This window comes from Pontibacter sp. Tf4 (assembly GCF_014212495.1).
Lineage (GTDB): Bacteria > Bacteroidota > Bacteroidia > Cytophagales > Hymenobacteraceae > Pontibacter.
Genome location: NZ_JACKZC010000010.1, coordinates 15109 through 28079 on the forward strand (window position 1 = coordinate 15109; position 12971 = coordinate 28079).

The window sequence follows — 12971 nt, forward strand, 5'->3', positions numbered from 1 at the left end:
ACAAATAAAGTACTAGAATCTAGCAATCCAGCTCCACACTGACACAAACCGAATGATGTAAATGGATTCTTAAGAGTTTAATCTAAAAGCCTTCAGCTACTTCTCCAACATTTAGCGTCCATATTCATTGTAAGAGAAAAAGGTGCAACTCGGGCATCAAAGTTCATACCTCTTTCAACATAATAATTTCGTTCAAACACATAATGACCTTGTAACGCTCTTCTTGTTACAGGTTCGATTCCTCCTATTTATTTTGGACTTATTGCTTTCTATTAAATGTACTTGTTAAAAAGTCTATAAGAGTTTAAAAAATAAAGGCAAGCTATCTTGCTACACTTAAAATGAGCTTATAGCAGGTGTTATGTTAAATAAAAGTATAAAAGGAAGAAGCAGACTAAAGTTGCTTTGTATCTATAGGTGCAACATCAGTAAATCCTACTGAGAAAAACTCAGAAAGGGTAACACCAAAATAACGGCAAACCGCTTCAAGGGTTGAAAGGGTCACATTTGAGCGCCCTGCTTCTAAGCGAGCCAAATGTATACCAGTATCATGAAAAAACACTTCGAGTGTTATTTCTCTTTCTGTTCGCAGCTGTTTAACACGCGTTGATACTGCATCAAGTAGCCGTTGGTTTTTCAGTCTCGCCATTGCAAGTGGCAAGCTGTAAAATCAATGAATTCTTTTTAATGACATATATGTCATTAAAATACAAATCTACTTACCTTTGCCTAGTAAACTTTTAACCGTTACTATATGCACCTTGATTGTAAAATAACATACAATGGAGAGCCATTCAAAAATGCTGTTGCTGCTATGTACTGGACTACTTGGCCCTGGCATAGCCGGCGTTTTGGCTTTACCTATAGCATCGATACGTTGGCTCAGATGTTTCACTTAGATCATGCAAACGTCATTCAAATAGCCCTTGCTGCTAGTTCAGTAATTATAAAGTGTAAGCTTTGCAGCAATGAAATTGCTTTATCCAGTCGTGACGAATTAGAGGAGCTACAGTACCGGTTTAACGGGTATCATGTCATGTGCACTACGTGTGAATCTGAACTACATAAACAGGCAGAAACGGTGCAATCATTATTTAAAAAAGAACAATCATTAAGTAGAGCGCTAATTTCCCAAGCACCAGGCAGACAAGAATGCTATGAACGGTTAGTATCACTTTTCCCACGAGTTTTTGCTGCCGTAAGCCCGGTCGCCTTTATAGATTCCACGCAAGCCAGCAGGACTATGCTGGCAACATCTGAGAAAGACTTGTTTTACAGTACTCGTTTTTCATTTATAGTGTGTGGTAATGATAATTACCCTATTGCTGCCTTAGACTATCCTGTTGTTTATTCTAAAACAGATTGGGAAAGAAAATATACTTTTAAAAAGCGCCTACTTAACACTATCAGTCTCCCCTATTATGTTTTTCCACAGGATGAGCAAAATTTCTTTAGCGAAGAAGTTGACTCCCTATTAAAAATGGAAGAACTCAGAACTAGGTTAATAAAAACGGATATGTTAGCTGCTGCAGCCTACATAACTCAGCCACCAGCCTTTTGATCAAGATAACTTATTTATTCCCAAGACTTATGGTAACTACTTTACCTGTAAAATCCTTTAACTAACCCACTACCCTTCACCTTAAACAAGATCAAGTACAGTACTACTGCTAATGCAATTTCATTAACTCCTATTTATGCTTCCTAGTTAGAGGTTAAAGCGGATAGTTTTTAAAGCCTCAGGCATTGGGCTAATGCACCTGTGCAGCAAGTACAAAAACACATCAGCAATAACGCTAATTTCCTTTTAGGCTTTAGCGTGGATTGTCTAATTGGTTTTATCCACTCAAGCCGAGCTATAAGGAGAGGCTACAAGTTGTTACCCGCTAAAACAGACTCCCCTGTTCGGGTGCCGGACGCCAGAGAGCAGGCGTATTATGCGCTACAGAATTCACTAAGGCCGAGACGGGGTAGGCTTTCAGTTAAGCTGCCGGAAAGGGCTGCAGTAAATCGCGTAACTTATTGTAACCTTTATTTGCAGTTAGCCAGGTATCCTCCATTTCAGGATACAAAACTACCGGCATCCGATCGTGTGTCGGTTTTACCAGCTCGTAAGCTTGTGTGCTGATGATGGTAAAGGTGTTGAGCACCTTGCCCGTTTGCTTATCTGCCCAGGTATCCCAGAGTCCGGCAAACGAAAACAGTGCTTCGCTTTGCAGCAAGAAACGGTACGGTATTTTTCCGGCCGTAGTGTTGCGCCATTCATAAAAGCCATTGGCCGGAACCAGGCACCGTTTGCTTGTGATTAGCTCCCGGAAGCTAGGCTTATCCAGTAGCGTTTCAGCACGTGCGTTGATAGGCTTACTGCGTGAATTTAGATCGGTAAACCAATGCGGCACCAGGCCCCAGGAAAAAAACTGCAGCTCATCTGGTTTAGCGCCCGTAACAACCGGTAACAGGTGCGAGGGTGCGGCATTGTATCGCGCTTCCAGCTGATACTTTTACAGCAGCCGTGCTACGCGTGAAGCTTTATTATTTTTATCTTTTACTGAAATGGCTACTGAGTACCTGCCACACATAGTGTTCTTTTTAGTATGCTTTTATGCTTTTGATTGCAGGACGCAATTCGTGCAGTAACAAAAGGTAACGCGCTATTTTTTTGCATGTTTATGTATCCTATAAACTTAGTGCACGTTCAACCCTTGTTAGCAAAGCTACCCTTGTTTTCAAAGGCCATTAGTTGCAGTTTGGTTACCATAAGTTACCTGCACCGAACATGTTCCGCACCTGTTAAAACTACTTAAATTTTTTTGAAGTATGGTCGAGAAAAAACTTGTCTTTCTAGCCCGTTTCGGAAAGCCTATTTCTACGCGTTACTTTATGTTACGCACTAAAAAATACCTATTCAGAAGAGAACAGTACAAGTGTATAATTACAGGTGTTTAAAGGTGCAATCTAAAGGTGGATTAAGCTTGTTACGTCCAACACTGAAGTAGTGTAGATTGGCTCATCAGCTGAGGGGCTTACCCCTAAGTATAGGCGCTAAGGTAGAACTAGCATACCTGTTATACCTGTAACCTCTTGTTACAACTTACTGGATGGCTAATAGCACTTTAAGAACGTGCCTGAAAAGACACCATAGCTACAGCCTGAAAGACCATATGCTGTTAAAACAACGCACAAAGTTTAAACTTGAGCTAGCGCTGTTAAGGAAATTAAAGCTTGTTACTGCTCGGACAATGCTTGTTTGGCTATCCCTATTCCTAAATCTAGATCAGGCCATACAAAGGCTTTAAACACCCTTGCTCTACAATCCCAATTAAGCTCAAGAGAATGCGTTCGTATAAACCATACTTTTGTATGAACCTTAATTGATCTTGGGTAGATAAAAAAGTCTGTGCTGGATCGGCCTTTATCAAGCTATAGTGTACTCTAACCACTAAATAGGGACAGTCAGGTATGTGGCCAATACCTTAGACTTAATCTAATGGCTAATCAGGGCAGAAGCTGAAGCACAACAGGTTTAGCATCGGGTGCTGAGCCATAACATAACAAAGCGTACAATAGCCTCTTTCGTGGCCAAAGCTAAGAAGTCTGAGCCATTAAGCTCACAATTCAAGAATAGAAGTGATGCAGGTGGAAAGTAATACGAGAAGCTGAACAGGTTTAGCGCAAGTAAATACAACGGGGCTATAAAATAAAAACAGGATGCTCGGGCAGTAGCATCCTGTTAATTACAGTTCAGGGAGTAGTCGTTTTTGGCGTGGCGGCCGCCGCTCTTGCAGGAGCAGGTAGAGCATTACCCCCACCACGACAACCCCTAGGATGACCAGCAGCCATAACAGGTCAGCCCCCTTGTTACCTTGTGTTTCAGTAGGCAGCGGCAGGGCAGCTGGCCCAAATTCAAAATCAAACTCGTCCATACTTACCTTCTTTTAAAAATGATGATATGGGTTCGGGTAGCATCGACATTGGCCCAGCCATAGGTGCCGGTATACTGCACCTGTTTGTCGCCTTCTCTGCCACCAGTTAAAAAGACATTAGCGTGGTAGTGCTTTTCTTGCAACCGAGCGACAGGAACTGGCTTAGAACCATAGGAGGCATACAACTCTTGTAAGACCTGTTCGTTGTGCAGCACTTTAGCTAGCAGCGTAGCATAGGGCTCCTGCTTCCAGGGCGATGCCTGCGCTTGCTGCAATTGCTGCTCTACCACTTCCAGCTGCTGGGTGAGGGTTTTCAGGTGCTGGTCTGCTTGCTGCTGATCGGCCACATACTCGGTAAGCGAAAGCAGGTGGGTAATAAATTGAGCCCGGCTCATGCCCCTGCGGGCGGCCGCCTTGATGATCGCCTCGTTTTCCTCGGGGAAGATACGACACGCTACCGGCACGGTTCTTTGTGCTTTCTTTTTCATCTTCATTAGGGATTTAGCGTGTAACAATTCGTAACCACATGCGCTGCCAGCTTAATGCGTAAGGTAGCAGGGGTAGATTGGCTTACCATTTCTTGCCTCCTTTCTTCTGGGTTCTCAAAACGGCTTCCTGCTGAATCTCATCAATGGTACGTACCGTGTTCAGGCGCATGTAGGCTTCCAGGTGGGTGCGCTCGATGTAGATGCGCTTGCCATTAGGGCGGGAATGCTTAAGCTTTAATCCCTGGATAAGCCGGTACACGGCATCTTCTGAAATGTCCAGGTACTGGGCCGCTTCAGATACATTGAAAAAGGGTTTGGTGTGGAGTGCTTGCGCTAGCAGGATGCTCTTGATCTCTTCTAGCTCCTTTTTTAAATTGGTCATGTAACTGTAAATTTTGAATGGTGAATAAATTAGTACAGCACATAATTAGCACGCTGCTGCCCCCTTCACAAGCCAGGTGTAAAAAGCAGCCTCACTTTTGATAATTCAGCCTCACTTTTGAAGAATCAGCCTCACCTAGGAGCTTCTGAAATGACTTTTCAGCCTCAGTAAAAAAGCGTGTTGCAATTTGTTACACGCAAAAAAGACCGCTCCTGGCGGCCTCTTTTTTTGCTACTGCTACCCATCAAATAATGTTCCTACTCCGCTCCATGACCGCCACCATATCGCTGTACCATTTCTCATGTACAAGCTGCTCGTATTTCATGCGGTTGACAGCATTATTCAATTGTTTCTTGGTAAATCTTTTTCCATCGCTGCTTCGGAAGGTACCGATAAAGCGCGGGTACAACCAACGTCCAAAGCGCCGCAGCTCCGCTTCAGAATAATCTTCTAATCCCAATTCATCTTCGACGAGTAGTATATCGTTTATAGATAGCCAGCGGAACATGTGAATGAGCCTTGCTGGTCCCTTGAGCAGTCTGATCGGAGCTGCAGGACCTGTCTTACTAAATAAACTGCCTACTACAACAGCAGGGGTTTCCTTCGCATCAATAATTTTTCCTTCCACCAGAAAAGCATGAATTTTGGCCGTAGCAGTCGATGCTGGCCCTTTATCCCAAGGAAAGCCATGGGTACGGTGCATTAAGACCTTTTTGGAGCCTGCTTTTATGTCTTCTGTAGTAGCTATATCCTCTTTAACAGCACTACCAGTAATGCCTTCTTCTGCCTCCGGCACTTGGCTTGTGCTGTTGGATGCAGCAAGTTCTTCCTTTCTGTCGCTCGGCTGATCTACTGATGATGCATTGTCTATAGGCCAAGTGGCAGTAAGCGCCTTTTCTTCCTCAAGTACTGCAGCTAGGGCTACTTTTCTTTCTTTTATTAGAGAAAGGCGAACCAGCAATTGGCATACCCCATCAACTAGATACTGTACCCGCTCCTCTAGGCGATCTACTTGTCTTAACCAGTGTAGTGCCTTCTCCGGGGTAGTACCAGATAGATAGGCCAATGCAAAGCGGTGCGCCAGCGTTTCTGGCGCTAGCTGTGCGTCCAGGTCCATAAAGGGGTTGCGGTTGCTTTTGGCTTCCATTAGGGCGATGTGCGCCTGCAACACGTCATCTAGTGTATTTAAGTAGATACCGGGGCTACCTTTCGCCCTTTGCAACCGAGAGTTCATGTCTTCTAAGGCGAGTGCTGCATTGGCCCTGCCCCCGGCCAGGCTTAGCTGCGCCACCCGTAAGAGCTCCTGTTGGATGGCTTCTCCCCCGTCTTGCCAGTGGTCGTAGTACGTGGCTAACGCCTCCCAATCCATTTGATGTGCTGCTGTATTCTTTTCCATCACATCCACCATTAAAATACAATCTCGGGTAGGTTATCCACTGCCTTCTCTTTTAGCGACTCCACCAGCCTAACATACTTCTGCGTCTCCACCAGGCTCGAGTGCCCTAGCAGGCCCGATACCGAGCGCACATCCGCGCCAGTTAAGAGCAGGTTGGTGCCAAACGAATGGCGGGCGCAGTGCCAGGTGACCTTCTTGCCAATACCGGCCTTATCGGCCCAGTTCTGCAGGTGCTTGCCACAGGTGTTGCTCGAAGGCAAGGTAAAGACTTTTGGGTTTACAGGAGCTACTGGTTGAACTGCTTTCTTGTCGATTTCCTTCTCTCCTTTTTTCGTGATTGCTTTTGTAGCTTGTTTCGGCCTATCCCCGAGCAGCTTCATAGCCGTGGTGTTCAGGTTCACGATGACGTCTTTGCTCGTTTTTTGCTGCTTTAGGCGCATCACCGTGCCCGAAATGGATTTCCACTCCAGCTCGTTCACGTCGCAAAACCGAAGGCCTGTTACGCAGCTAAACAAGAAGGCCCGCTTTACTTCCGGCAGGTAACAGTCTACCGAAGCCATCTTTTGTATTTCCTCCACCGAGAGCACTTCTTTTTCAATGTCTTCACTGTAGCGGTTCTCCACCTCTTCTGCCGGGTTCTGCCCGATCAGCCCGTCTTTCACGGCCTGCTTTAATACCTTTCTAAACTTTTTAAAGTAGTTATAGGGCGTAGACCCTGAGCAACTCTGTTCCAGGTGCATACGAAAGCGCGAGCATAGCCTGACGGTCACATCCGAGAAGGGTAGCATGTCCGGCTCGCCGACAAACTTCTTGAACTTGGCCCCCATGGCCTTGATCACGCGGGCATCTTTTTTAGGATAGGCATCGGTGTACTCGTCCAGGTAAAGCAGAAAGTTGGCTTTGCGCTGCACGGAAGCTTTTACAATCTGCGTGTTTTTCGACAGTTGCAGTTCGCGCTCGGAGCGGATACGCTCGGCCAGCAGCTGGTTGTCTTTGTTAGCCGTGCGTTCTTCTGATGTTTTAGGACTGGCAATGAGATGCAATCCTAAAAAGTCGTACTTTCGCTTACCGTTTTCCTGGTAGTCTAGGTAAAACGATTCGCCACCGGAAGGCAAGAGGCGGGCACGCAGTTTGACTAGTTTGCCTTTCACCACCACACGGGTAGCAGGCACCTTTTCTGGAGCAGGTTTAGTAGAGGGTTTGGCCATGAAGTACAAGGGTGATGTAGAGGATTATTTTACGTTTTAATTGCAACACATCAAACGTAGCAAAAACAAACCAGAGTAACAAAAAAGTAACAAAATATATTTTAACACCCCCTTTTATCACCTTGTATCACCTACCTAAAAGTGCGATTAAACGCTGTTAACACGTTTTTACAAGTTGATTTTAGGTGATAGAAACATGTTCAGTTCCCCTACGGACTACTGAAACATGACTCATCCCGGAGTTTGCCTTATAGACAGAAAGGGCAGCTTCCAGAGCTTGGCCAGCGCCAGGCGGATGCGGTAAAGCGGTGCGGGAGTATTCCCGCACCGCTTTCCTGTTCTATGGGCTCCCAGACGCAGGAGGCGCTCTTTTTGTTTTTCCAGCGCCTTATCCAGCAGGAAGGCGTACACGAGCATGACGATCTGCAAGGGCTTCATGCGGTTCTCCCAAAACCATAAACGGCAACTCTCCATGCCCATTTCTGATTTATTGAAGCGGAAAGCCTGCTCTATCTGCCAGCAGCGGGCACAGGCAAAGATCAAGTGCCAGGCATCACGCTCACTTTTAACGTCTCGCCTGTGAGCAAGTACCAGGGCTGGCGGCCTTTGCGGCAGATAATCAAAGTGGGCAGTCCGGATAGTGCGGGTACAGACACGGCATCCACACCAAGCTGCGGCGATAGCTCACCTTTCGGACCATCTCCCTGACGAAGCATGAGAAGGTGGCTTTTTGCCTAAAACAGGAAGTATGCCTCTTTCATCCCAGCCTTAAACTCCGGCATGACTCATGTCTTGCTCTTTCTTGCCGTTTATTTCTTTCAGTACCTCAATTGCATTTCTAACGTGCTCCAGCGGTTTGGTCATCGAGTTAAAAACGTAGCGCACGGTACCGCTCTTGTCTATAATATAGGTTACGCGCCCCGGCACAATACCAAACTTTTTAGGAACCCCGAACATCTTCCGCACCTGGCTCCCGATGTCGCTTAACAGCACGAACGGCAGGCGGTAGTTTTGCTCAAACTTTTCGTGCGAGGCTACACTGTCGGAGCTGATACCTACAACCTCTGCATTATACTCTTTAAACACTTCGTACTGATCGCGGAACTCGCAGGCCTGTCTGCTGCAGCCGGGCGTGTTATCCTTGGGGTAAAAATACAGCACCACGTTCTTTTCCTGCAGCAGGTCCTTCAGCCTGAACAAACTTCCATCGGGTTTCACCAACTCAAAATCAGGGGCTTTATTGCCTGCTTTTAATTCCTGGTTCATAGGTCATTATCGTTTAAAGTCAATACAAACAGCGCTGTTGGCTAAAAGGTTACCGGCTGTATGTTTTACATTGTGTTTGCAAAGCTACCGCATAAATGGGCATATTTGCAGCTTAGGTTCACACATGGCACGCATCAACGTCATTATTCCGGCTTTTAACGAAGAACAATCCATCGGCAAGGTAGTTTCGGCTATACCTGCGGGACTGGTGGATGAGGTGATCGTGGTGAACAACAACTCTACTGATGCCACACCCGAAAATGCGCGCGCTGCCGGTGCCACCGTATTGCACGAACCCCGCCCCGGCTACGGCCACGCCTGCCTGAAAGGAATTGCCTACGCAGCTGCCAAACCAGCCACCACGCGCCCGGACATCATCGTATTTCTGGATGGTGATTTTTCGGATTTCCCGCATGAGCTGCCTGTAGTTGTGCAACCTATAGTTGATGGCTCAGCGGACATGGTGATCGGGTCCAGGGTGCTGGGTAAGCGCGAAAAAGGCTCTTTGCTGCCGCAGCAACTGTTTGGTAACTGGCTGGCTACGCAACTGTTGCGCCTGCTCTACGGTGTAAACTATACTGACTTAGGGCCTTTCCGGGCTATAAAGCTGGACACGCTCCTGCACCTGAACATGCAGGACCGCACCTATGGCTGGACCGTAGAAATGCAGGCCAAAGCAGCCAGGCAAAAGATACCGTATGCCGAAGTACCGGTCTCGTACCGCAAGCGCATTGGCAAATCCAAGGTATCCGGTACTATAAAAGGAAGCATACTTGCAGGCTATAAAATAATTTTGACGATATTTAGGTACATGTAGCCCCACTTTTCATGACATTGGCAGCGACCCTGGTAATAGTGATCTATAGTTTGTGCCTGGCATTTATCTTTTGCTACAGCCTGGTACAGCTTCACCTTACCTGGCTCTACCTCTACGGGACCAGACAACAACCCAAGCCAACTATAGCTTTTGATGCATGGCCTGCCGTAACTGTGCAGTTACCGGTTTACAACGAGCGTTACGTGGTGGAACGACTGCTGGAGGCCGTAGCCGCCTTCGATTACCCAGCTGACAAGCTACAGATCCAGCTATTGGACGACTCTACCGACGACACCACCTACATCATCAGCCGGAAAATAAAAGAACTTGCTCCAACAGGCATCCAGATCGAACATATCCGGAGAAGGGAACGCACAGGTTTTAAGGCGGGCGCTCTGCAGCACGGTTTACAAACAGCCACTGGTACGTTCATTGCCATTTTTGATGCCGATTTTACCCCTGCCCCGGACTTTCTGAAACAAACTATAGTTGCCTTTACCAAACCCGAGATTGGCGTCGTGCAAACGCGCTGGGGACATCTGAACAAGAATTATTCGCTGCTTACCCGGCTACAGGCCTTTGGGCTGGATGCCCATTTTACAATAGAGCAACAGGGCCGGAACAATGGCCATTTCTTTATGAACTTTAACGGCACGGCAGGCGTGTGGCGCAAAAGCTGTATAGTAGATGCCGGTGGCTGGCACGCCGACACCTTAACCGAAGACCTTGACCTGAGCTACCGGGCGCAGCTGAAAGGCTGGCAGTTTGTATATCAGCAACAAACGGAAGCGCCGGCAGAGCTTCCTGCAGCGATGGGCGCCCTTAAATCGCAGCAATACCGCTGGACCAAAGGGGCTGCTGAAACCGCCCGCAAGCACCTGGCAAACGTACTTACCTCTTCCAAAACGATTGCTCCTAAACTGCATGCCACTTTCCATTTGCTCAACAGTGGGGTGTTTATCTGTGTGCTGCTTACGGCTGTGCTTTCCATCCCGATGCTGTACATCAAACACGATTACCCGAACTATAGCTGGCTGTTTAACCTGGGTGCTTTTCTGATCATCAGCCTGTTTTCGCTGGTTTTGTTTTACTGGATTGCGGCAGGTGTTGGTGGCAAGCGGTCTTTCCGCCAGTTTATTCCTGATTTTCTTTTGTTCCTGAGCATGTCGATGGGGATGTCGTTGCACAACAGTGTGGCGGTGCTGGAAGGATACCTGGGACGTAAAACGCCGTTTATCCGGACGCCGAAGTACAACATTGTGCAGGCGCAGGACAGGTGGCAGCAGAAGATCTATACCTTACCCGGCATTGGTTTGCTAAGCTGGCTCGAAGGATTGCTGGCGCTGTATTTTGTATGGGGCATCTGGCTTGGCTTCAGGCTGGGGGATTATGGGTTGCTGCCGTTCCATGTAATGCTGGCGCTGGGGTTTGGCCTGGTGTTTTGCTATAGTTTAGTGCATAGCCGGAAAGCATGAGCGGGGAAAGAAAAACGATAGCAGCTTACGTGCTGTTAACTATATCGGGTTTGCTGTATGTGGCCCTGGGCTATGCTACGCCCCGCCAAAATTTCACGCAGCTGCTGTTGCTGTTTGCGGGTTGCTTTGCGGTGTATGTGTACATCATCAATATCCGGTTTAAACTATGGCATGGCATCGCAGCGGCTGTCCTTTTCAGGTTGTTGTTACTTTTCGCCACGCCCCAGCTCTCCGACGATTATTTCCGGTTTGTATGGGACGGGCGCTTGCTGGCTGCCGGCGTAAACCCTTACCTGTATTTACCTTCTCATTTTGTGCAGCAGGGCGCAACTATAGTTTCAGGCATAACGGACTCGCTTTTTCTGCAGCTCAACTCCCCTGACTACTATAGTGTGTATCCGCCGTTGTCGCAGGCGGTTTTCTGGCTGTCGGTTAAACTGTCTCCGGAATGTATAGCGGGCAGCGTGGTAATCATGCGTGTTATACTGCTACTGGCTGAGGTGCTGAACATGCTGCTGCTCCTGCGCCTGCTCCGTAAAACCGGCCTCCCCGATGGCTACGTGCTGCTTTATGCCCTGAACCCGCTTGTGATACTGGAACTGACCGGCAACCTGCATTTTGAGGCGCTGATGATCTCCTTTGTGCTGCTGGGCCTGTACCAGCTGTTTTACCACCGGCCGGTTTGGGCAGGTTGTGCGTTTGGGCTGGCGGTAGGTGTAAAGTTGCTGCCTTTGCTGTTTCTGCCGTTAGTATGGCGTAAACTGGGGCACCGGCAGTTCTTTTATTTTGCGGTAGCGCTGGGGCTTACGTTACTGGTTATTTCTTTCCCGCTTATCAACGCCGAGGTTATCGGGCACATCGCCAGCAGCCTGGATCTGTACTTCCGCAAATTTGAATTCAATGCCAGCATTTATTATGTGCTGCGCTGGATCGGCATTCAGTTTACAGGCTACAACCAGATAGCTTTTATCGGTCCCCTATTATCTATAGTTACCCTGGTGCTGGTACTATGGATGGCGGCTGTAATTAAACTGGGCTCGGTAAAACGGCTGATCGGCTATATGGGCGCGGCGCTCACGGTGTACCTACTGCTCACAACCACCGTGCATCCCTGGTACCTGACAACGCTCGTGGCCCTAACAGCTGCCAGTCTTTTCCGCTTTGCCATTGCCTGGTCGGGTCTGGCCATCCTGAGCTTTTCGGCGTACCGCACACCTACCTATTTCGAAGATACTGCCCTGATAACGCTGGAATATACGCTGATGCTGCTGTGGTTGCTGGTAGAACTATACCTGTACCGCCAGCGCCGCCAACACGCCAATTTAAAGTAGCCTACTCCTCGCCTATATCTTTCAGTGGTGCCGTCAGGAAGTCGTTGAACGGCTTCAGGTCTTTAAAGCCCTGTAATACCACATCCATGAAATCTTTGCTAAGCACTACTTTGTCGGGTAATGGCATGGTGGCATTCCAGCTTTTAAAGCGCAGGTATTCTATGGCCGGGTTGTCTTTGTCGTAGCCTTTGGGAGTGGTTTTTAGCTGCTCGCCTTCAATGTCTCCGAATTTCTTTTTAAAATCAGGCGCCTCTACAATCTGTTTAAAATGGTCTAAACTATAGTCTATTTCCTGGCGCACGGCTTTCAGGTAATCGGCAGGTGGCATCCAGAGCCCGCCGGCCAGAAAGGAGTTGTTGTTACCGGCCAGGTGCAGGTAGTACCCCGGCAGGATAGATTTACGACCACCTTCGGCTACATAAGCACCAAAATGATCTTTGTAAGGCCGCTTGTCGTTTGAGAAGCGCACATCGCGGTAGATCCGGAACACCAGGTCTTTGCCTTTCTGCCCGATAGCAGCCGGTTCAAAGGTTACCATGTGCTCCAGCATCTCGTCCAGGAAAGCAAGGTAGTTTTTGCGGGCTGCCTCGTAGCGGGGTTTGTTCTCGGCAAACCACTCGCGGGTGTTGTTCTTGCTGAGTTCGTTCAGGAATTGTAAAGTACTTTTATCTATAGTTGTTGCCAT

15 protein-coding genes are annotated in these 12971 nt (G+C 47.8%); 4 read left to right on the top strand and 11 right to left on the bottom strand.

The features are described from left to right. Positions 1-394 precede the first annotated feature (394 nt). Positions 395-649 (bottom strand): helix-turn-helix domain-containing protein, encoded by a 255-nt coding sequence (locus H7F15_RS16055; RefSeq protein WP_185198016.1) that lies wholly within the window; start codon positions 647-649, stop codon positions 395-397. A 105-nt stretch (positions 650-754) separates the two neighbouring features. Here H7F15_RS16055 and H7F15_RS16060 point away from each other — a divergent pair, with 105 nt between their 5' ends. Then, entirely contained in the window at positions 755-1561 is an 807-nt protein-coding gene (locus H7F15_RS16060) for a hypothetical protein (protein WP_185198017.1), read from the top strand. Positions 1562-1982: 421 nt separating this feature from the next. On the opposite strand, the gene H7F15_RS16065 is transcribed toward H7F15_RS16060, so the two are convergent. From H7F15_RS16065 to H7F15_RS16105, 9 genes are all read right to left on the bottom strand, one after another. After that, positions 1983-2492, bottom strand: coding sequence for an SOS response-associated peptidase (locus H7F15_RS16065; RefSeq protein ID WP_255481298.1), 510 nt, complete (start codon positions 2490-2492; stop codon positions 1983-1985). A 1242-nt stretch (positions 2493-3734) separates the two neighbouring features. Beyond that, positions 3735-3923 (bottom strand): hypothetical protein, encoded by a 189-nt coding sequence (locus H7F15_RS16070; protein ID WP_185198018.1) that lies wholly within the window; start codon positions 3921-3923, stop codon positions 3735-3737. 2 nt (positions 3924-3925) lie between these two features. Further along, positions 3926-4411, bottom strand: coding sequence for a hypothetical protein (locus H7F15_RS16075; RefSeq protein WP_185198019.1), 486 nt, complete (start codon positions 4409-4411; stop codon positions 3926-3928). A gap of 82 nt (positions 4412-4493) precedes the next feature. Continuing rightward, entirely contained in the window at positions 4494-4793 is a 300-nt protein-coding gene (locus H7F15_RS16080; protein ID WP_185198020.1) for a helix-turn-helix domain-containing protein, read from the bottom strand. Positions 4794-5037: 244 nt separating this feature from the next. Then, the gene (locus H7F15_RS16085) at positions 5038-6189 is read right to left on the bottom strand and encodes a hypothetical protein (RefSeq protein ID WP_185198021.1); all 1152 of its coding nucleotides are present in this window, start codon (positions 6187-6189) and stop codon (positions 5038-5040) included. Between the two features lie 11 nt (positions 6190-6200). Beyond that, a complete protein-coding gene (locus H7F15_RS16090; RefSeq protein WP_185198022.1) occupies positions 6201-7397 on the bottom strand; it encodes a site-specific integrase in 1197 nt (398 codons plus the stop codon). 231 nt (positions 7398-7628) lie between these two features. Further along, on the bottom strand, positions 7629-7940 hold the full coding sequence (locus H7F15_RS16095) for a hypothetical protein (protein WP_185198023.1): 312 nt from the start codon (positions 7938-7940) through the stop codon (positions 7629-7631). Continuing rightward, the gene (locus H7F15_RS16100; protein WP_185198024.1) at positions 7937-8113 is read right to left on the bottom strand and encodes a hypothetical protein; all 177 of its coding nucleotides are present in this window, start codon (positions 8111-8113) and stop codon (positions 7937-7939) included. Before H7F15_RS16100 ends, H7F15_RS16095 begins: the two co-directional genes overlap by 4 nt. 52 nt (positions 8114-8165) lie before the next feature. Further along, positions 8166-8663 (bottom strand): peroxiredoxin, encoded by a 498-nt coding sequence (locus H7F15_RS16105; protein WP_185198025.1) that lies wholly within the window; start codon positions 8661-8663, stop codon positions 8166-8168. Positions 8664-8787: 124 nt separating this feature from the next. Between H7F15_RS16105 and H7F15_RS16110 the strand changes: the two genes are divergently transcribed. The 3 genes from H7F15_RS16110 to H7F15_RS16120 are packed head-to-tail and all read left to right on the top strand — an operon-like array spanning position 8788 to position 12286. After that, positions 8788-9480, top strand: a complete 693-nt coding sequence (locus H7F15_RS16110; protein ID WP_185198026.1) for a glycosyltransferase family 2 protein — start codon at positions 8788-8790, stop codon at positions 9478-9480. A gap of 11 nt (positions 9481-9491) precedes the next feature. Continuing rightward, complete coding sequence (locus H7F15_RS16115; protein WP_185198027.1) at positions 9492-10955, top strand: cellulose synthase family protein; 1464 nt, start codon at positions 9492-9494, stop codon at positions 10953-10955. Continuing rightward, positions 10952-12286, top strand: coding sequence for a glycosyltransferase 87 family protein (locus H7F15_RS16120; RefSeq protein ID WP_185198028.1), 1335 nt, complete (start codon positions 10952-10954; stop codon positions 12284-12286). Before H7F15_RS16115 ends, H7F15_RS16120 begins: the two co-directional genes overlap by 4 nt. Position 12287: 1 nt before the next feature. On the opposite strand, the gene H7F15_RS16125 is transcribed toward H7F15_RS16120, so the two are convergent. Continuing rightward, positions 12288-12971 (bottom strand): DUF2461 domain-containing protein, encoded by a 684-nt coding sequence (locus H7F15_RS16125; RefSeq protein ID WP_185198029.1) that lies wholly within the window; start codon positions 12969-12971, stop codon positions 12288-12290.